Source organism: Paenibacillus glycanilyticus NBRC 16618, from assembly GCF_004000805.1.
GTDB classification, from domain to species: domain Bacteria; phylum Bacillota; class Bacilli; order Paenibacillales; family Paenibacillaceae; genus Pristimantibacillus; species Pristimantibacillus glycanilyticus.
The window spans coordinates 126,862-145,347 of record NZ_BILY01000012.1; the positions used below are offsets into that span (position 1 = coordinate 126,862).

Below are 18,486 nucleotides of genomic sequence, written 5' to 3' on the forward strand. Positions count from 1 at the left end.
AGGGAGTTGTCATGTACTTTTGCATTTTGGAGTGACTGGAGAGTGGCTGCGAGTATATTGGCGGCAGAACGATCATGCTGATGCGGAGTTTCTAAGTAGATCTAAGGGGGAGTGAATCCATGGTGACGTCACTGGCGGGCAGCCGAGGTTACTGGGGGGCTGCGGAGAGAAGACAGACTGGTGGAACCGGTGAAAGAATGGTTAAGGGGAACAGGTGGAGGACTAGGTTAATGGAGAGAGGTTGGTAAGTTTGCCTGCCAAGGGTAACTCGAGTGATAGTGAGTGTCCGCTCGTCAGGCCTCCAAACGCCAAAAACAGCCGCGCAGGCTGAACCCTGCACGGCCGCTTCAATCTAGTGACGTTCAACGGGGAGCTGAACGGAGAACGAGGTGGTCTCGCCTGGCACGCTTCTCGCGTGAATTTTGCCTTTGTGCTGCTCGACGATCGCTTTGGCGATGGCGAGGCCAAGGCCGTAGCCCCCGTGTTTGCGGGAGCGGGAGGCGTCGGCACGGTAAAAGCGGTCGAAGATTTTGCCCAGATGCTCGGGCGGGATCCCTTCACCGGAGTTGGTGACGTTAAGCACCACTTCGCTGCCGTGTTTTTTCAGCGTAAGGTCGATCTTGCCCTTTGCATTGGTATACTTGATGGCGTTATCCAGCAGAATCAGCGTTACCTGCTTCATTTGCTCCACGTTGCCGTTAATGGACAGCTCCGGCGAGATATCGTAGCTGAGCGCAATGTCCTTCTCGAAGATGACCGCTTCGAGCGTCAGAATAACGCTTTCCACCGCCTCGCTTAAGTTGAACGGAGCGAAAATCACATTTTCGCGCGCATCATCCATCTGGGTCAGGTACAACAGATCGCTTGTCAGCGTCCGCATGCGCTCCGTCTCCGACTTGATATGATGCAGCCACTTCTCCTGATTGCGGATGAGGTCATCGTTGTTGGACAGCAGCACATCCGCATTCGTATTAATAACGGCGAGCGGCGTCCGCAGCTCATGGGAGGCGTCCGCGATGAAGCGCTTCTGCTTATCAAAGGCTTCCTTGACGGGAGCAATCGAACGGTTCGCGAAGTAACGGCTCGTGAAATAGATAACGATAAGCATTATGAAGCCTACGGCAAGGAACGTGTACAGAAGCGTCATCAAGAACTGATGCTGATTCGTGACGTCCAGGAAAACGACCGAATACCCCCCCATAACCTGCTGCACGTCATAAGCCCAGCGGTTGCCGTCGAGATTAAACTCGCCGCGGCCCGAATCGCCCGATGAGGCAGCTTTGACGGCAAGCGTGTAGAAATCGCTGTCCATATCGAAGCGGGAATCCGTATTCGTAATGTTCCAGTCGGCATCCGTCGTTAGCGCAAAAGATACCGAACGCTCCGGCGGCGGACCGGCCTTCATTTTGCCGTCGGGAACCATTATATCCCCGCGTCCATGGCCGTCACGGCCACCGCCGCCGCTGAACTTGCCCCCCTCGGGACCTTCCTGCTTGCGGTAAAACTCCGATATTTGAATAAGATCCTCGTTCATCGTCTTGCGGTTATTCTGATAGGTAATTGTATAAATGGAAGAAAAGGCCAGGATCATAATGAAGCTGATGATCACCATATTAACGATCAGAAACCGGTTGCGCAGCCGATTAAACATCAGGAGGTCGCCTCCAGTACGTAACCAACGCCCCGTAAAGTGTTAATTTTTACGGCGGATTGCAGGAAGACAAGCTTCTTCCTTAAGAAAGAAATATAGACCTCCACGTTGTTGTGCTCCACGTCCGAATCGAAGCCCCATAGCTTCTCGATAATCTGCTCTTTGGAAGTAACCGCGGACTTCCTTACGATAAGAAGCTCCATCAATTCGCTTTCCTTCAGAATCAGCTTCAGCTCCTTCCCTTTGCACATCAGCTTCAGGTTGGAGGTATTGAGCACGATATCTCCGTACTTCAAGCCGTCCTCCGGAACAACCTCGCCCCTTCTTCGTAGTGCGGCCCTGATCCGCGCCAGCAGTTCTTCGGTCGAGAATGGCTTGGCTACGTAATCGTCCGCTCCGTAATCCAGCCCGGTAATCTTATCGTTTATTTCTCCCTTGGCGGTAAGCATGATCACCGGGGCTGCGATTCCTTCCTCCCGAAGCTTCTTCAGCACCGTAATCCCGTCCATTTCCGGAAGCATGATATCCAGGAGCAGCAGATCATAGATGCCGCATAAAGCGTTATCCAATCCCGATTGACCGTCATGCGCGACGTCCACGGAGTAATTGTTCTTTTTCAAAATCTGAGATAAAGCGTCGGCCAGGTTGACCTCGTCTTCCACAATCAGTATTCGCATGAAGCATTCCTCTTTTCGTTGGCGCTATCTTTGTAAACTTATTATAAGTAGGCAACCTTTAATCAATCTTAACTTTGCCAAAGCCCCGATTCCAGCCGAATTTACATTTACAAACATTTAAGATTCATTAAAGGTTGCCCTTCTAAGATACAGACATGAACAGGCGGCATGCCAAAACGGAAAGGAGCCTGAACCTATGGCTATTGAGGTGTTTAACCGTTACGAAAGCAAGTATTTAATGGACAGCCAGTCCTTTCACGAGATTTATAACCGGCTGCTTGATTATATGGAGCTCGACGAATACAACAAGAACGATCAATTCTACTCCATAAGCAATCTGTATTTCGATACCGACCAGCATTCCATTATCCGCAACAGCCTGGCGAAGCCGAAATACAGGGAAAAGCTCAGACTGAGGGCTTACGGGGTTCCGAAGCCGGATGCAAGGGTGTACTTAGAGCTGAAGAAAAAAGTGTGCGGCCTGGTGAACAAGCGTAGAACGGGATTGACGCTGGATGAGGCGTATGAATTCGTCCGTACGGGAATTGAGCCTGAACCGAAGCCTTATATGAACAAGCAGGTGATTCAGGAGATCAAATATTTTCTCGGGCGGTATGAGCTGCAGCCCAAGGTGTATCTGGCTTACGACCGGATTGCGATGTTTTGCAAAAACAACCGGGATCTGCGGATCACCTTCGATACGAATATCCGCTCTAGACGTTACGATCTGAAGCTGGAAGCCGGCGACCACGGGGAATTGCTGATGGCCAAGGGTCAATGGCTGATGGAAGTAAAAGCCGAGAAAACCGTACCGGTCTGGCTCGCACAGCTGCTGTCCGAGCTTGGCATGTTCCGGACGGGCTTTTCGAAATACGGCAACGAATACCGCATGAATATCCGACACGAAGAACGAATAAAGGAGCGCCTTTTATTATGATCGATTCCCTCTTCTCCACAACGGCATCCGTGACCGAGCTAACCTTCGGCCAAGCGATGTTGACGCTGTTATTATCCTTTGCGCTTGGCGCGATGATCAGCATTACCTATATGAAAACACAGTCCGTTTATACCCAGAACTTTGCCCTAACGATGATCGTCCTGCCGACGATTGTCGCGATTATTATCCTGCTGATCGGCAGCAATATCGCCCGCGCGTTCAGCTTGGCCGGCGCATTCTCCATTATCCGGTTCCGAAGCGCGCCCGGCGATCCGAAGGATATCGCTTTTGTCCTGTTCACGATGGCTTCCGGCCTTGCCTGCGGCGTTGGGGCTTACGGCTACGCGGTGCTGTTCACGATTTTGCTGTGTCTCCTGATGTTCCTGCTGAAAGCCGTGAAGTTCGGCTCGAAGTCTTCCGCGCAGAAGCTGCTTAAGGTAACGATTCCGGAAAATCTGAGCTATGAAGAAGCTTTTGCCGAAGTCTTCAACATCTATAACGTGCAATATGAGCTGAAAAAAGTAAGAACAACCGAGCTTGGCAGCTTGTACGAGCTTGTCTATGCCGTCACGCTGGAGCCTTCCCTGAATCAGAAGGAGCTGCTGGACGCCATCCGCTGCCGGAACGGCAATCTCGATATTTCATTAACGATGGCTCCAACGGGAGCAGAAGCTTAGACCCATCCATTTACGTAGAGAGGAAGAGAAACGATGAACAATAAAAAGAGATTAAGCAAATTGGCTTTTATTTTATTATGCGCGGCGGCCTTGTCTGCATGCAATAGCCAGACGAACGCGGGAGCCAATACGACGGGCAGCACGGGTTCAGCCAATACTAGCGAAGCGGCGGCAGCCGTCCAGACGGCAACCTATCAATTAGATGACACCGTTGAATATGACGAGGATGATGCGTATACCGATTGGAGTACATCCGATGTGACGAGCATTGCCTTAAACGGAACAAGCGCTACCATTGATGGCTCCGGCGCGGAAGCGAAGGATGGCATCCTTACGATTACGGCTGCAGGAACCTATGTAGCCAGCGGCAAGCTGGACGAAGGCCAGATAGTCGTGAATGTAGCGGATAAAGGCATAGTTCGTCTTGTTCTGAACGGAGCGGAGATCCATTACAGCAAGAGCGCCCCGATTTATGTGGAGGAAGCGGGCAAGCTGATCCTGTCCCTGCCGGAAGGCACCAATAATGTCGTATCCGACGGAACGGACTATGTCTTCCCGGATTCGGAAACGGATGAGCCTAATGCGGCTATCTTCAGCAAGGACGATATGACGATTAACGGCACGGGCAAGCTGACCGTGCAAGGCAACTACAACAACGGGATTGCGAGCAAGGATAAGCTGAAAATTACCGGAGGAACGTTTGACATTCAAGCGGCGGACGATGCCGTAATGGGACGCGACCTTGTAGCGGTGAAGGACGGAGATTTCACGCTGGATGCAGCCGGCCACGGTATCAAGACAACGAATGATACGGAAGGCGAAGAAGGAATCATTGTCCTGCAGGGAGGCACGTATAACATCCAGTCGGGCAAGGATGGCTTGCACAGCACGGGCGGTTTGTCCATCTCCGAAGGAGATCTGACCATAGCAGCCGGTGATGACGGCATCCATGCCGAGACGGCTTTAGAGATTGCGGGCGGCAATATCGATATTACGAAGAGCTACGAGGGTCTCGAAGCAACCGATATTACCATTGCAGGCGGCGACATCAAGCTGGCGGCGAGCGACGATGGCGTGAATGCGGCAACGGGCGCGGACAGCTCCGGCGGAGAAGGTGCAGCTCCAGGCGGCGGTCAACAGGCAAGCGGGGCTTCGGAAGGCCTTCTCACCATCAGCGGCGGCAGCCTGTATGTGGACGCGGACGGCGATGGTCTAGACGCAAATGGTTCGATTGTCATGACGGGCGGCACCGTTATGGTGAATGGGCCGACCGAGAACAACAACGGCGCACTGGACTATGACAGCACCTTCAACATGACAGGCGGCACGCTTGTTGCGGCGGGCAGCTCCGGCATGGTGCAGGCGGCATCGGACAGCTCGACGCAAGCCGGCATTCTGATGATGTTCCCCGAGACTCAGCAAGCGGGCACGCTGGTTCACCTCGAAGACGAGTCCGGAAAAGCGATTGCAACTTATGCACCAACGAAAAACTATCAGGCGGTCTACATCAGTACGCCGGATCTGGCTAAAGATGCTTCCTACACCATCTACTCGGGCGGCAAGTCTACGGGTACGCCAACCAATGGTCTTTACGCGGACGGTGAATACAGCGGCGGAACCAAAGTGGTATCCTTCACGGCTTCCTCCCTCATCACGTGGGTCAATGAATCAGGCGTTACGGAGGCTCAAAGCGGATTTGGCGGCGGTATGGGCGGCGGACGCGGCGGTCATGGAGGCATGGGCGGCGGCGGAGGCCGGGGCATGGGCGGTCAAATGCCGCAGGACGGCGCCGCTCCACCGGACGGCACAGCACCGGGCGGCACAGCCCCTCAGAATGCTCCCGCAGCAACAACAACCGCACAATAACGATTATAAGGGGTGCCCATCGGGCGCCTCTTCGTTTTTGACCGAAATCTGCCGTGTTTCCTTTGATTTGGGCCCGTTCATATGCTTCGGACCAGGTTTTAGAGGCGGAATTATTAACATATATTTAACCGATTATAAGACGCGGATATTGGGGTGCAAATATGCAAGAACGAAAAAGCTTTTATTTGCTGGCGCCATGCCTGACGGATTCGTTGCTGACGAAGGATATCGGCATCCTTCCTTACCTGATGCAGAAATACAGAGGCTATAAGGCGGTCTATGTCACCTACCTTCCAAGCGGTGAGGAGCCTTTATGGCCGTCATTGTCCAGCTTCGAGGAGGAGATAGAGCTCGAATACATCGAGCCGTCGTTTTCTTACCATCCGGACCGGGCAATGGATACGATTTTCGGGGCGAACTTGCGTGATTGCCGCGATGACCTGGTTCGGTATATAGGGTGTAATGCGACAAAAATCGACGTTTTATACCTTTTTGGTTTTTATCCGTTTTACTACGATGCGGCGGCGAAATATAAGGAATTAAACCCTTCCGGCACGATTTATTTGAAGCTGGACGCCAATATCATTTGGGTGAACAAAACGCCAATGACGAATGATTTCCGACGTTTTCTGAGTCATTGCGACGTAATCAGCAGCGAGACGCTTGCTCCTTACATTTCGGATAGATGGTCGGTGCCGGTGCATCACATCCCTAACGGCTATTACTTCTTCGGCAAGGAGCCGAAGCTGCCCGTGGCGTTCGAGGAGAAGTCGGATTATATCCTGACCGTCGGACGGCTTGGCATACCGGAGAAGGCCACGCATGTGCTGCTTGAAGCCTTCCGGCTGGCGGAGCCTTATATTCCGGCGAGCTGGAAGCTTGTGCTGGTAGGCAGAGTCGAGGATTCCTTCCAGCCGTATCTCTATTCGTATATGGCGAATTATCCGTGGCTTGCGGACCGGATGATTCTGACGGGTTTTGTACAGGATAAGGAGACTTTGCATCAATGGTACCGGAAATCCAAAATTTTCGCCCTGCCTTCAAATGTTGAAGCTTACGCTCATGTGCTTGCGGAAGCCAAAATACACGGCTGTTATTTGCTCGCTTCGGATATTGCATGCTGCCGGGACGCCGCCACGAAGCAGGAGGACCGAAGCATCCACTTGGATGATTGGAACAAGCAGGTAAATTTGCATCTGTCATATGGCTCGCTGCATGCGGCTGGGTATAGCGCCGGCCTTGCCCAGCGGATGATCGAAATATGTCATGCGAAGGACCGGCTGCGGGAGGCATCGGCGGGTACGCAGAGGGACGCGGCTGAGCATTTCGACTGGGTGAAAATATGCGGCCGGCTGGATGATCTGCTGCGGAGCAGCAGGACGGAGCGAACGGCATATTGATTTTGCCCGCTTAATTTGGGATAACTAAGAGAGGAGCTTTATTAGACAGACGGGGAGATATCCATTATGTTCAATTTTTACGAAGTATCGGATTCGCAGTTCGGGGAGTCCTTGCCGCAGCAGATCTATAGACATATCTTGAAAAAAATTATCGGCAAAGAGCTGAATGCCGGAGATAAAATCGTCGAAGAGGAAATCGCCAAGGAGCTTAATACCAGCCGGGCGCCTGTCCGGGAGGCGTTATATTTGCTTCAAGTTGAAGGAATCGTGGAGCGCCTTCCGCGGCGCGGGACGATCGTGAAGCCTTTTACCCAGGCCGAGATTGAAGACTACAATACGTTAATGGCGGAGCTTCTTCGCGTTGCCGTTATGTACGGGCAGCAGAAATGGACGCCTGAATACAAGGAAATGCTGAAGCAATACGCCGCGGATGCGGATGCTGCCTGCGAGCAGGGCAACGTGCGGGAATACGGAATGAAGGCGGAGCGGGTGCTGCGGCATGTGGTGCTGGTGGCGGGCAACGTTGCGCTGTCGAAGTTTTACGAGAAAGCGAGCCTGATTCTGAACATCTTCGTAGAAGTGAAATGGAGCGAGCAAAAGATCAAGGAATTCCACGCTCCGTTTAAGCGGTTTGCCGCGTCCATTCTGGCATCGGAATACGAACAAGCGCAGACGTCGATTTACGAATTCCTGCAGGCAGGAATTAAATAAAAAAAGGGAATTGGAGTTAATGGAAGAGCTTTTTAGGTTAAATTGTCGACAATCGACAAAACTATCTGTTAAGATAGATTTGTAAGCAAATTGCTTTTCTTAAGGAGTGATTGATGATGCAAAAGTTTGATTTTACGGATAAAGTGGCGATCGTGACGGGTGCAGGCGGAGGTATTGGCCGCGCAGCATCGCTTGCTCTTGCCGGGAACGGCGCAAAGGTTGTTGTCGTTGACCTGTCGGAGGAAGCCGGGAACGAGACGGTTAAGCAAGTCCAGGCAAACGGCGGAGAAGCCGTATTTATAAAAGCAGACGTAACCAAGGAAGAAGATATTCAAGGTTATGTGGCTCAAACGGTCGAGAAGTTCGGGAAAATCGATATTTTCCTCAACAACGCCGGCTGGGAAGGCAAAATTGTTCCTTTGGTCGAGTATCCAACTGAAGCGTTTGACCGCCTGATGGCGATTAACGTCCGCGGCGTATTCCTTGGACTCAAGCATGTGCTTCCGCAAATGATCGCCCAGAAGAGCGGCGCAATCGTTAATACCGCATCCGGAGCAGGGCTCTTGGCAACGCCTAACATGGTGGCCTACGGCGCGAGCAAGCATGCGGTGCTTGGCATGACCAAGACGGCCGGCGTTGAAGCGGCTCCTTACGGCGTGCGCGTGAACGCGGTATGCCCGGGTGTTGTGAATACGCAAATGATGCGTTCGATCGAAAGCGGCTTTGGCAAGGGCAATCAGGAAGCGGCTGAAGCGGCAAGACAGCAAATGGCGAATACAACGCCGGACGGCCGTTATGCCGAAGCGGAAGAGATCGCCAATCTGATGATGTATCTCGTATCCGACCTCTCCACGCATATTGTTGGACAAGAATTCGTGATCGACGGCGGATCGATTTTGATCTAATCGCGGCTGTTACCATTCATACAACTAATTCATAGCAAAGGGGATATTTATCATGGCAGAACTAGACGGCAAAGTTATTATTATCACTGGCGGAGCAAGCGGGATCGGCAAGCAAGCGGCTTTGCAGCTGTCGGCTAAAGGCGCATCGCTTGTCATTGCGGACTATAACCTGGATGGCGCGAATGCGGTTGTCGCAGAGCTTGAAGCGGCTGGCGGCAAAGCGGCGGCCTTTAAGGTTGACGTATCGAAAGGCGAAGAAGTGAAAGCACTCGTTGATTTCGCGGTAGAGAAATTCGGCACGTTGAACGGGATCTTCAACAATGCGGGCATTGGCCTTGTGAAGCCTTTCCTCGAAATGGATCCGGAATCGTATCACCGCGTTATTGATGTCGACCAGCATAGCGTTTACTACGGCATGTACTACGGGGCGAAAAAAATGGTTGAGCTGGGCGCAACCGGTACAATCGTGAACACCGCATCGATCTACGGCACAGCGGCCGCAATGGGCAGCTTCAACTATAACGCGGCTAAAGCCGCTGTTGTGATGATGTCCAAATCCGGCGCGCTCGAGCTCGCCGAATACGGCATCCGCGTTGTAGGCGTTGCCCCAGGCTTTATCAACACGCCGATTCTCGGCAACGACGAGGCGATGAAATCGGCGCTTGGCGCTCAGCATATGCGCGGTCAGCTGATCCAGCCAGAGAAAGTGGCAAGCGTGGTAACGTTCTTGTTCTCTGACGGAGCAAGCGCGATTAACGGTCAAACCATTCCGGTGGACGATGGCTTCCTCAGCTTCAAAACAAAATAATCGACTCCAATGGTTGCTGCCCTTCAAGGGCAGCAACCATTTTTTATTTCGGCGCCTTCCGGAAGTACAAGCTGAACCTTTCAATAATGTAAGGAAACGTAAGGTTAATCGATAGCAGCCTGATTCCCTCCTTTGTTACGATGAGATCAAATCAACAGGGAGGGCTTATTTATGAGCTTGCGACGGTTCGCTTTCAATAACGTAATCCGCAACCGGAGAATTTACGCGGGGTATTTTCTAAGCAGCGCGTTTTCGGTTATGGTGTTTTTCGTCTATTCGATATTTGCTTTTCATCCGGGACTCGCCGATGGCGCGATTCACATTAACGTGTCTACTGCCATGCATTTCGCGGAATCGGTCATTTACGTATTCTCGTTTTTCTTCGTGCTCTACTCGATGGGATCATTCCTGAAGACGCGCAAAAAGGAGTTCGGCATCCTCATCATGCACGGGATGACGAGTATGCAGCTGCGCAGCCTTGTGTTTATGGAAAATATCGTGATCGGCTTTGGCGCGACGGTGGCGGGTATTTTAATCGGTTTTGGCTTCGCCCAACTCATCCTTATGTCAGCCAAGCAGCTGCTTAGCCTAGATGCAGCACTGCCGTTTTATTTTCCAACGAAGGCGATTGTGCTGACCGGAGCGGCTTTTATGGCGCTGTTCCTGCTTATCTCGTTATTTACGGTGACCGTGCTTCGGAACAACTCGCTTATTGATCTGCTGAAGGGTTCGAACAAGCCGAAGCCGGAGCCGAAGGCATCCGCGCTGCTGTCCTGGATTGCGCTGCTCTTGATTGTTGGCGGTTATGCCGCAGCACTGGTGGCCAAGGGGATGGTCGTCTTTTACGCAATGATACCGGTGACGGTTGTCGTTATTATCGGTACGTATTTCCTGTTCACGCAGCTTAGCGTGTATGCTGTTCATAAAGGCCGCAAGAGCCGTTCGATTTTCTGGCGGAAAACAAACATCGTCCTGTTATCGGATCTTGCTTACCGGATGAAGGACAACGCCAGAACGTTCTTTATGGTGGCGATTCTGTCGACGGTGGCATTCTCCGCGATTGGCTCGTTGTTCGGCTTCAAATCGATGTATACAGATGTGATTCGCAGCGATAATCCGTTCGCCATGAAGTACACCTCGTACGACAAGCCTTCCGAGCAGGACGTTGCGATGATTGAACAGACGTTGAAGGATGCGGGGCTGTCCCATCAATCCTATGCGCTCACCATTAAAAATGTGGAGACAAAGGACGGCAAGCGAATTTCCGTCGTGCCGCAATCCGCCTTTAACGCGCTCGTAACGGCAGCCAAGGGGACGAAGGCGGATGTACAAGGCGATGAAGCGGCTATTGTCCACTACAACGGCACGATGATGGGAGCACCGCAGCCGGAGTTGACGCCGGTTACGCTGAAGGAAACGGGGCTTACGCTAAAGCCCGTGCAGACGATTGATACGCCGGCTATTCAGGCAGGACCCGACTATTACGTGGTGCCCGACGAACGGTTTGAGCAGATGAAAAAGTCGGAGAGCGTCATTTACCAATACGCCTTTGACGTATCGGGCTCGCATGAAGCGCTGAAAAAGGCGGGAGAAGAGATTGACGGCAAGCTTGGAAAAACCGATAACTGGTTTATGGGCGTGGATTACGCGCTGTACCAGCAGGACCAGATTTTTGGCGTTGTCCTGTTCGTCGGATTTTTTATCGGCATCGTATTTTTCGTAGGAGCGGGCAGCTTCTTGTATTTCCGCCTGTATACCGACCTTGGCGAAGATAAACGGAAGTTCCAGGCGATCCACAAGATTGGGCTTACGGACCGCGAGCTGTCCGCGATTCTGACGAAGCAGCTGATGATCCTGTTCTTCGCCCCGATCTTGGTGGCCGTCATTCACGGAGCGGTTGCCCTTGCGGCGATGCAAAATATGTTCGAGTACAATATGATGAAGCCGTCGCTGACGGTGCTTGGATCATTCGTTGTTATTCAGCTTGTCTATTTCCTCATTATCCGAACCAAATATATTTCTAATGTAAAATCGGCTTGGGGGTTGCACCTTACGTAACGTTATGTTTTACAATAGAGCTACCGGTATGAAGCTAGCGTCCACGAAAGGACTGAGCATGAACAATCTTTGGAAAGTTGGAGACCTCGCCAGAATGACGGGGTTAACGGTCAGAACCTTGCGCTTCTACGATCAGATCGGATTATTCTCGCCTTCTGGACAGACCGATTCCGGTCACCGGCTGTACGACGAATCCGATCTGTCCCGCCTGCATCAGATTCTGACGCTCAAGGAGCTGGGCTTATCGCTGGAGGAAATTAAGGAGACCTTATCCGCCAAGCAGATCAGTCCGCTGGAGATGGTGACGCTGCAGAAGCAGCGGATCAAAGAGCAGATAAGGCGGCAGCAGAAGCTGCTTGAACAGCTGGAGCATGCCTCCAAGCTGCTCATCGGCAAGAAGGGCTTGACCGTGGATGACTTTACGGGTCTTCTGCAGGCGATGAAGATGGAATTCGAGAAGCCCGTGCTTGAGCGGCGAGCCAGCTGGGAGCAGCACTTGGACAGGCTGGGCAGCCTGCTTGAGCAGGGGGAAGACGAGCCGTAATCGAAGGGACTATGCTTACGAAGTATGAATTGCTTCGCAATTCATTAGGTTTACGCTTACGAAGCATGAATTGCTTCACAATTCATTTGAGGAGGATCATTCACAATGAGCGAAAGATTTGTTAAACATGCAACCTTTGTTGTTGAACGTACTTACAAGACTGGCGCGGAGCGGGTATTCGAGGCTTTTGCCGATCCGGAGGTAAAGGGCAAGTGGTTCTCGAAGCCGGATCAGTTCGAATTCCGGGTAGGCGGGCGCGAGTACAGCAGCGGCGGGCCGCCGGAGGGACCGGTCTTTACCTTTGACGCGGTTTATCAGGAGATTGTGCCGGCCGAACGTATCGTCTATACGTATACGTTGGATATGAACGACACGCGGATGTCCGTCTCGACGACCACAATCGAATTGTTCCCTGTGGACGGCGAAACCAAGCTGGTATTCACCGAGCAAGGCGCCTTTTTCGACGGGCATGACACGCCGGAAATTCGCGAGCATGGCACGGGCGAAATGCTGGATGCTCTGGGCAAGCTATTTGCATAAAACATGGAGGAAGAGTCTCTTTAGCAGAGGCTCTTTTTTGCGTCTAATCGCCGATTGCATTGGGATGGCCGTTCACGGTATTTTAGTTATACAAGGGAAAGAGATGGCGCGCAGGAGGCAGACATGACGAATATAACGATAGAAGTTGTAAAGGACGGCAACATTGAGCCTTGCCGGGAGCTGTGCAACGAGCTGATGGCTTTTCAGCAGTCCCGGGCTGTTATGGCCCCGGAAGTGTTCGACCGGATGAACTTTGATACAAGGATGCGAAGAAGCTATGACGGTGCGCTTCGTACCCATGTCCTTATCGCGAGGGATGAAGGCGTGCCGGTTGGCTACGCGTTCTCGACGGTAGAGGATCTTGAACCCGGGGATGACAAGCTCCCCGCCTGGGCTCCTAATCGGGACTCGGCTGACAGCAAGGGCTTTTACCCGGATTGGGTAGAGCTTCCGAAGAAGATTGGCTTCCTCAGCAATTTGTATTTGCGTGACGGCTACCGGAGCATGGGACTTGGCAAGAAGCTGTTCGAGTCGTCGATGGAATGGCTGGAAAGCTTTCCGGACGTGGATCTGCTGTTCATTTACGTATCGAATGGGAACGAGGATGCGCTTCGTTATTACCTGAAGCAAGGCTTTACCTACAGCCACGAGGTGTTCGGCGGGTTTATAAAGGCCGTATATAAGAAGCTAAGCAAGCCGGAGTAGACAGAGCAGGTTTAGCAGGTTCACTGCCGGCCAATATAGAAATAAGGAAGTAGTAAACGACATGGGGAGGTTTGACGGTGACAGCAACAATAGCAGCTAAAGCGGAAATGATGATCAGGCGTCCGGTGAGCGATGTGTACGAGGCTTTTATCGATCCGGCTATTACAACGAAGTTCTGGTTTACGAGAGGCAGCGGAAAGCTGGAAGCGGGCAGTCAGGTGGAGTGGTTCTGGGAGATGTACGGAGCGTCGGCACCTGTCCGCGTACTGGAGCTTGAGACGAATAAACGCATTGTTATCGACTGGGGAACCAGAGCCGAATGGACGTTTGACGCCTTATCCGAAACGGAAACCTTCGTGACCGTGACCGACTCCGGCTTCCAGGGAGAGGCAGAGGAAATCGCGCAGCGGGCGATTGGCTCGACGGAAGGCTTCACGATTGTATTATGCGGAGCCAAGGCTTATCTGGAGCATGGCATTCAACTCGGCCTCGTACGCGACAAAGCGCCTTATGCGCATGTAAAAGAATCGGAGGTCACCCATGAGCAAGACGATCGTGGAGAAGTTGAATTTACATAAGTATAAAAATACGGCGATTTTGCATCAGCCGGAGGGCAGCGATGCTCTGGCCGGCTTGGAGCGGTACGAAACAGAGCTGCAGGCGGGCAGACGTTACGACCTGATCTTTGCCTTTGTCCTGGATATGCCCTCTTTGCAGAAGCTGATGAGTGAAATTACAGAGAATAACTACCTGGAGGAAGGCGGTTATTTGTATGCCGCCTATCCGAAGAAGGGCAATAAAGTATATCCGACCTATATCCACCGGGACAGTCTGTTTGAAGGGCTAAGTGCGAGCGAGGAGGATGGCTATATCGGAACCAGCGACGTCAAATTTGCCCGTATGGTGGGATTGGATGACGTCTTTACGGTTGTAGGCTTCAAGTCCGAAGCGCGCAAGAAGGGTTCGGCGGCCCCCAAGAAACCGAGTCAAAGTGTAGCCGACTATGAAGCTCTAGTGTCCCAGGTGGAACAGGAGCTTCAGGATCATCCGGAGATATTGGCATTCTTCCGGTCGCTTACCCCGGGGTACCGCAAGGACTGGGCCCGTTATGTTTATAGCGCGGTGCAAGAGGAGACCAGAACCAAACGGAAAGCCGAGATGAAGGTTATTCTTGGAGAAGGCTATAAGAGTATCGATCTGTACAGGAGAAGAGAGGGATAGGGATGAAGACGGAGCTTGGGAAAGCAATGCTGGAGCGGGTGCAGGGCATTTGCTCCGCATTGCCGGAGGTAGACCAGATCGTTGACGGGTTTGGGCATGACGTGATGAAAGTAAGGGGCAAAACCTTCATTATGATGGGGGAAGGGCATAACAGTGCCTTGCCGAGCCTGTCGATTAAGGCGACGAAGGAGCAGCAGTACCTGCTGCTTGAGCAGGGCGGCTATGTTAAGACGCCGTATATCGGCCATCATGGCTGGGTATCCGTGGATATGGAAGCCGGTCCGAATTGGGACGAGCTGAACGTGCTTATTCAGGAAGCCTATCTGCTGGCGGCGCCGAAGCGGCTGGTGAAGCAGGTGCTGGATAGCGTCGCAAAATAACCGCAAGAGGCATGTAAAGCGTATGGGCTACCAGCCCATACGCTTTTTTAACGAGTTGATTTGGGCAAGATGATGCCGGCCATGCCATTCGAAGCGTTGTATCGCCGTGTCCAGCGTCATGAGTCCGTTTGTCGGGCTCGTAAAGGTTCTTGCGAAGTCCAAAGCCTGCATCCCTTCAAGCAGCACGGAAAACCGGCTGCGCAGCGCTTCGATTAGAACAAGCGAAGCCTCGATAGGCGCTTCGTAATCGTTAAGCTCTGCCCACATATTTTGCCGGTACGTGGAAGCGGCCGGATTCTCCTCCGTCATTGCTTTCTTGAACCGGATATAGGAGTTCATATCGTTATCCGCCAGATGGTGAACGACCTGCCGGATCGTCCAGCCGCCGGGGCGGTAAGGAACAGCCAGCTGATCCTCGGAGAGATCTTCCACCGCTTTCCGGAGCCGCGACGGCATCCGCCCAATCTCTTTCATCCAGTTGCCGCGTTGCTCGGCCGATGGGTCGCATATTTCTTCGAAAGGTCCGATGGGGTACCGCAAATTGTCCGTGCTCATGTAAAAACAACCTCCGCTTTCGCAACTTAAAATTATTTTGCGCTCATTGACAGACTTTAAATAACCATTTATAGTTAATCATTGTGATATTGAGAATCATTATCGTATGTTAATGCCATTCAAAATAAAAGGAGCCCAACCATGAAAAAGTTTATTCCTGCAATCATGCTGCTTGTACTTGTTGTTGTTCTTAGTGCATGCGGCAGCAACAAAACCAATAACGCGAACAATGCGAATAACGGTTCCGCAGCATCTGCGGTAACACCTGTGGCAACAGAATCCGCGGCGGAACAACCGGCATCCGGAACGGTAACCTATCAGTCCGAGAGCGGCCCGGTTGAAATTCCTGCTAATCCGAAACGCATCGTAGCGCTGGCTTACGCGCCGAATATGATTTCCATGGGCGCCAACATCGTAGGCGTAGACCAATGGACTAACATGAGCCCGCTCTTCACCGAAAAGCTGAAAGGCGTGGAAGTCGTATCCGATGAAGATCTGGAGAAAATCATTGAGCTGGATCCGGATCTGATCGTGGTTGGCACGGAGAGCAAGAACGTTGCCAAGCTGAGCGAAATCGCTCCGACGGTTGCTTTCACTTGGGGTAAGCTGGATTACCTGAATCAGCAGATCGAAATCGGCAAGATACTCGGCAAAGAAAAAGAAGCGCAAACTTGGGTTGACGACTTCAAATCCCGCGCTGCCGCAATCGGCGACGAGATTAAAGCGAAGATCGGCGAGAATGCAACCGTATCCGTTATCGAGACGGACGCAAAGAGCTTCTACGTATTCGGCGACCATTGGGCGCGCGGTACGGAAGTATTGTACCAAGCCATGGGTCTGAAAATGCCGGAGAAAGTAACGAAGGACGCTCAAGGACCTGGTTATTTCACCCTGTCGCAAGAAACGCTGTCTGATTATGCCGGCGATTATATCGTTCTCAGCCGAAGCACGGCCAATGACAATGCCTTTATGAAAACAGATACGTGGAAGAACATCCCTGCGGTTAAAAATAACCACGTTATCGAAATCGACACGGAAGCTTCGACCTACAGTGACCCGACTACCCTGGAAAGTCTGCTTTCGATCTTCAAAGAAGGCTTCCTGAAATAAGCCTCAAACAGCAAGCGCCCTTCAGAATCTTCTGGAGGGCGCTTTGCTTTTGTTGATTAATGGCTCATGCTTACTTGCTTCTCGCCTTCCGCTGGCTGATCGCCTTCCGGCGGCTTGGTGCGTTTCACGAACAAGCCGATAACGATCGCAGCGATGGCGACAATAAGGCCAATCCAAAAGGCGTCATGAATGCCTGCGACCATGCCGTGAGCTTGCTCAGTAGGCGAGCCTGGATCGGAGGAGGTCTTCAAATAGTCTTTGGTGCCATTACTCATAATACTGATGAACAGCGCCGTACCGATTGCACCCGATACTTGCTGCAGAGTGTTCAGGATCGCCGTGCCATGCGGATACAGGTGACGCGGCAGCTGGTTCAGACCGGAGGTTTGCGCAGGCATCATCACGAGGGAAATACCAACCATCATAATAATGTGAATCATGATGATATGACCGTTGCTTGCCGCGGCATCAATGCCGGTAAACATCCACAGCGAGATGGCCACAAGGATAAGGCCAGGCGTAACAAGAACGCGGGGACCGAATTTATCGAACAATACGCCGGAAATCGGAGCCATGATGCCGTTCACGATACTGCCCGGAAGCATAATGAGACCGGAAGTGAATGCCGTCATGAGCAATGCTCCTTGCAGGAACATCGGCAGCAGCGTCATCGTCGAGAACAATGTCATCATAAGAACGAAGAGCAGAATCGTTACGATGGAGAACATCGGCGATTTGAAAGCCCGCAGGTCCAGAATCGGAGCCTCCAGTCGCAACTGGCGCAAAATAAAGATAATGAGCGCTACCGCGCCAACGGCGATCGTCCAGATAACGACCGGATCCGACCAGCCTTTCTCTCCCGTCGAGCTGAAGCCGTACACAAGTCCGCCGAAGCCGATCGTGGAGAGCAGGATCGAGAGGATATCCACCTTAGGCTTCGTGATATCCGATACGTTCTTCAGGAACATAAAGGAGAAGATAATCGACAAAGCCGCAAGAGGAATAACGAGAATAAACAGCCAGCGCCAGTTGAGCGAGTCCATGATAACGCCGGACAAGGTTGGGCCGATGGCCGGTGCCGCCATAATGACAAGCCCGATCAGACCCATGGCGCCCCCGCGTTTTTCTGGCGGGAAGATGACCATAATGGTGTTCATCAATACGGGAAGCATCAAGCCGGTTCCGATAGCTTGAACAATCCGTCCTACAAGCAGAACGCCGAATTCGGGCGCAACGGCCGAAATAACCGTGCCTGCGAAAAACAAGGTCATAGCGCCTATAAACATCTGCCTGGTTGTAAACCATTGTTGAAGCAATGCCGTTACCGGAACGAGTACGCCTACAACAAGCATATAAGCCGTTGTGAGCCATTGAATGGTTGAAGGGCCAACTTCAAAGGCTTTCATTAACTCCGGAAGCGCGTTGCCTAGCAGCGTTTCATTCAGAATGGCGATAAAAGCGCCAATAATAATCGTAGCGATAATGGGCCCGCGCTTAATATTCGTTAAGTCGGGGGCAGAGCTGGATCCACCAGCTTGAGAAGCATTCATGGATAAGTGCCTTCCTTTCCTTCGCTTTTCAACGAAAAGGTATGTATATTAGTTTGTTTAGGCTCGCCGGACGGTATGCGTCCATCATTTCCCCTCCGAGGATCTTTATTTGGCCCAATTTCCACTTTATCACAGGGGGCTAGGCCGAGAAAAGGGCGTTAAGCGGGAACAAATGTGTATAATTTATTTTG

19 protein-coding genes are annotated in these 18,486 nt (G+C 52.1%); 15 read left to right on the forward strand and 4 right to left on the reverse strand.

Annotation, left to right across the window (positions count from 1 at the left end):
* Nucleotides 1–352 precede the first annotated feature (352 nt).
* Nucleotides 353–1,651 carry a sensor histidine kinase gene (locus tag PGL01S_RS12220; protein WP_127494915.1) on the reverse strand — a complete coding sequence of 433 codons (1,299 nt, stop codon included), beginning with the start codon at nucleotides 1,649–1,651 and terminating at the stop codon, nucleotides 353–355.
* Complete coding sequence (locus PGL01S_RS12225; RefSeq protein WP_127494916.1) at nucleotides 1,651–2,328, reverse strand: response regulator transcription factor; 678 nt, start codon at nucleotides 2,326–2,328, stop codon at nucleotides 1,651–1,653. The genes PGL01S_RS12220 and PGL01S_RS12225 overlap by 1 nt, the downstream gene beginning before the upstream one ends.
* Before the next feature lie 196 nt (nucleotides 2,329–2,524).
* Between PGL01S_RS12225 and PGL01S_RS12230 the strand changes: the two genes are divergently transcribed.
* The 14 genes from PGL01S_RS12230 (at nucleotide 2,525) to PGL01S_RS12295 (ending at nucleotide 15,080) form a co-directional block, all read left to right on the forward strand.
* Complete coding sequence (locus PGL01S_RS12230; RefSeq protein ID WP_127494917.1) at nucleotides 2,525–3,265, forward strand: polyphosphate polymerase domain-containing protein; 741 nt, start codon at nucleotides 2,525–2,527, stop codon at nucleotides 3,263–3,265.
* Nucleotides 3,262–3,942: a DUF4956 domain-containing protein gene (locus PGL01S_RS12235; protein ID WP_127494918.1), complete on the forward strand. Its 681-nt coding sequence runs from the start codon at nucleotides 3,262–3,264 to the stop codon at nucleotides 3,940–3,942. The genes PGL01S_RS12230 and PGL01S_RS12235 overlap by 4 nt, the downstream gene beginning before the upstream one ends.
* Nucleotides 3,943–3,975: 33 nt before the next feature.
* A complete protein-coding gene (locus PGL01S_RS12240; RefSeq protein ID WP_127494919.1) occupies nucleotides 3,976–5,808 on the forward strand; it encodes a carbohydrate-binding domain-containing protein in 1,833 nt (610 codons plus the stop codon).
* A 161-nt stretch (nucleotides 5,809–5,969) separates the two neighbouring features.
* Entirely contained in the window at nucleotides 5,970–7,208 is a 1,239-nt protein-coding gene (locus PGL01S_RS12245; RefSeq protein ID WP_127494920.1) for a glycosyltransferase family 4 protein, read from the forward strand.
* Between the two features lie 66 nt (nucleotides 7,209–7,274).
* Nucleotides 7,275–7,919 (forward strand): GntR family transcriptional regulator, encoded by a 645-nt coding sequence (locus PGL01S_RS12250; protein WP_127494921.1) that lies wholly within the window; start codon nucleotides 7,275–7,277, stop codon nucleotides 7,917–7,919.
* Nucleotides 7,920–8,032: 113 nt separating this feature from the next.
* Entirely contained in the window at nucleotides 8,033–8,824 is a 792-nt protein-coding gene (locus tag PGL01S_RS12255) for an SDR family NAD(P)-dependent oxidoreductase (RefSeq protein ID WP_307719635.1), read from the forward strand.
* Nucleotides 8,825–8,876: 52 nt separating this feature from the next.
* The gene (locus tag PGL01S_RS12260) at nucleotides 8,877–9,632 is read left to right on the forward strand and encodes an SDR family NAD(P)-dependent oxidoreductase (protein ID WP_127494922.1); all 756 of its coding nucleotides are present in this window, start codon (nucleotides 8,877–8,879) and stop codon (nucleotides 9,630–9,632) included.
* 171 nt (nucleotides 9,633–9,803) lie between these two features.
* A complete protein-coding gene (locus PGL01S_RS12265) occupies nucleotides 9,804–11,690 on the forward strand; it encodes an FtsX-like permease family protein (protein WP_127494923.1) in 1,887 nt (628 codons plus the stop codon).
* A 58-nt stretch (nucleotides 11,691–11,748) separates the two neighbouring features.
* Nucleotides 11,749–12,234 carry a MerR family transcriptional regulator gene (locus PGL01S_RS12270; protein WP_127494924.1) on the forward strand — a complete coding sequence of 162 codons (486 nt, stop codon included), beginning with the start codon at nucleotides 11,749–11,751 and terminating at the stop codon, nucleotides 12,232–12,234.
* 105 nt (nucleotides 12,235–12,339) lie between these two features.
* Nucleotides 12,340–12,774, forward strand: coding sequence for an SRPBCC family protein (locus PGL01S_RS12275; protein ID WP_127494925.1), 435 nt, complete (start codon nucleotides 12,340–12,342; stop codon nucleotides 12,772–12,774).
* A 123-nt stretch (nucleotides 12,775–12,897) separates the two neighbouring features.
* On the forward strand, nucleotides 12,898–13,479 hold the full coding sequence (locus PGL01S_RS12280; RefSeq protein ID WP_127494926.1) for a GNAT family N-acetyltransferase: 582 nt from the start codon (nucleotides 12,898–12,900) through the stop codon (nucleotides 13,477–13,479).
* Between the two features lie 77 nt (nucleotides 13,480–13,556).
* Nucleotides 13,557–14,057 carry an SRPBCC family protein gene (locus PGL01S_RS12285; RefSeq protein ID WP_244935573.1) on the forward strand — a complete coding sequence of 167 codons (501 nt, stop codon included), beginning with the start codon at nucleotides 13,557–13,559 and terminating at the stop codon, nucleotides 14,055–14,057.
* Nucleotides 14,020–14,700 (forward strand): YdeI/OmpD-associated family protein, encoded by a 681-nt coding sequence (locus PGL01S_RS12290; protein ID WP_127494927.1) that lies wholly within the window; start codon nucleotides 14,020–14,022, stop codon nucleotides 14,698–14,700. The genes PGL01S_RS12285 and PGL01S_RS12290 overlap by 38 nt, the downstream gene beginning before the upstream one ends.
* 2 nt (nucleotides 14,701–14,702) lie before the next feature.
* A complete protein-coding gene (locus tag PGL01S_RS12295) occupies nucleotides 14,703–15,080 on the forward strand; it encodes an MmcQ/YjbR family DNA-binding protein (protein ID WP_127494928.1) in 378 nt (125 codons plus the stop codon).
* Between the two features lie 27 nt (nucleotides 15,081–15,107).
* Here the strand turns inward: PGL01S_RS12295 and PGL01S_RS12300 are convergent, their stop codons facing one another.
* Nucleotides 15,108–15,635, reverse strand: coding sequence for a YfiT family bacillithiol transferase (locus PGL01S_RS12300; RefSeq protein ID WP_127494929.1), 528 nt, complete (start codon nucleotides 15,633–15,635; stop codon nucleotides 15,108–15,110).
* A 141-nt stretch (nucleotides 15,636–15,776) separates the two neighbouring features.
* Between PGL01S_RS12300 and PGL01S_RS12305 the strand changes: the two genes are divergently transcribed.
* Entirely contained in the window at nucleotides 15,777–16,745 is a 969-nt protein-coding gene (locus PGL01S_RS12305; RefSeq protein WP_127494930.1) for an iron-hydroxamate ABC transporter substrate-binding protein, read from the forward strand.
* Between the two features lie 56 nt (nucleotides 16,746–16,801).
* Here PGL01S_RS12305 and PGL01S_RS12310 read toward each other — a convergent pair whose 3' ends face one another.
* Entirely contained in the window at nucleotides 16,802–18,295 is a 1,494-nt protein-coding gene (locus PGL01S_RS12310) for a DHA2 family efflux MFS transporter permease subunit (protein ID WP_127494931.1), read from the reverse strand.
* Nucleotides 18,296–18,486: the final 191 nt, after the last annotated feature.

What these genes read in the sequence shown, in the direction of transcription:
- PGL01S_RS12305 (WP_127494930.1), top strand. Translation starts at nt 15,777, where the DNA reads ATGAAAAAGTTTATTCCTGCAATCATGCTGCTTGTACTTGTTGTTGTT.
- PGL01S_RS12250 (WP_127494921.1), top strand. Translation starts at nt 7,275, where the DNA reads ATGTTCAATTTTTACGAAGTATCGGATTCGCAGTTCGGGGAGTCCTTG.
- PGL01S_RS12235 (WP_127494918.1), top strand. Translation starts at nt 3,262, where the DNA reads ATGATCGATTCCCTCTTCTCCACAACGGCATCCGTGACCGAGCTAACC.
- PGL01S_RS12265 (WP_127494923.1), top strand. Translation starts at nt 9,804, where the DNA reads ATGAGCTTGCGACGGTTCGCTTTCAATAACGTAATCCGCAACCGGAGA.
- PGL01S_RS12310 (WP_127494931.1), bottom strand. Translation starts at nt 18,295, where the DNA reads ATGAATGCTTCTCAAGCTGGTGGATCCAGCTCTGCCCCCGACTTAACG.
- PGL01S_RS12230 (WP_127494917.1), top strand. Translation starts at nt 2,525, where the DNA reads ATGGCTATTGAGGTGTTTAACCGTTACGAAAGCAAGTATTTAATGGAC.
- PGL01S_RS12220 (WP_127494915.1), bottom strand. Translation starts at nt 1,651, where the DNA reads ATGTTTAATCGGCTGCGCAACCGGTTTCTGATCGTTAATATGGTGATC.
- PGL01S_RS12255 (WP_307719635.1), top strand. Translation starts at nt 8,033, where the DNA reads ATGATGCAAAAGTTTGATTTTACGGATAAAGTGGCGATCGTGACGGGT.
- PGL01S_RS12300 (WP_127494929.1), bottom strand. Translation starts at nt 15,635, where the DNA reads ATGAGCACGGACAATTTGCGGTACCCCATCGGACCTTTCGAAGAAATA.
- PGL01S_RS12270 (WP_127494924.1), top strand. Translation starts at nt 11,749, where the DNA reads ATGAACAATCTTTGGAAAGTTGGAGACCTCGCCAGAATGACGGGGTTA.
- PGL01S_RS12290 (WP_127494927.1), top strand. Translation starts at nt 14,020, where the DNA reads ATGAGCAAGACGATCGTGGAGAAGTTGAATTTACATAAGTATAAAAAT.
- PGL01S_RS12260 (WP_127494922.1), top strand. Translation starts at nt 8,877, where the DNA reads ATGGCAGAACTAGACGGCAAAGTTATTATTATCACTGGCGGAGCAAGC.
- PGL01S_RS12225 (WP_127494916.1), bottom strand. Translation starts at nt 2,328, where the DNA reads ATGCGAATACTGATTGTGGAAGACGAGGTCAACCTGGCCGACGCTTTA.
- PGL01S_RS12275 (WP_127494925.1), top strand. Translation starts at nt 12,340, where the DNA reads ATGAGCGAAAGATTTGTTAAACATGCAACCTTTGTTGTTGAACGTACT.
- PGL01S_RS12245 (WP_127494920.1), top strand. Translation starts at nt 5,970, where the DNA reads ATGCAAGAACGAAAAAGCTTTTATTTGCTGGCGCCATGCCTGACGGAT.
- PGL01S_RS12240 (WP_127494919.1), top strand. Translation starts at nt 3,976, where the DNA reads ATGAACAATAAAAAGAGATTAAGCAAATTGGCTTTTATTTTATTATGC.
- PGL01S_RS12280 (WP_127494926.1), top strand. Translation starts at nt 12,898, where the DNA reads ATGACGAATATAACGATAGAAGTTGTAAAGGACGGCAACATTGAGCCT.
- PGL01S_RS12295 (WP_127494928.1), top strand. Translation starts at nt 14,703, where the DNA reads ATGAAGACGGAGCTTGGGAAAGCAATGCTGGAGCGGGTGCAGGGCATT.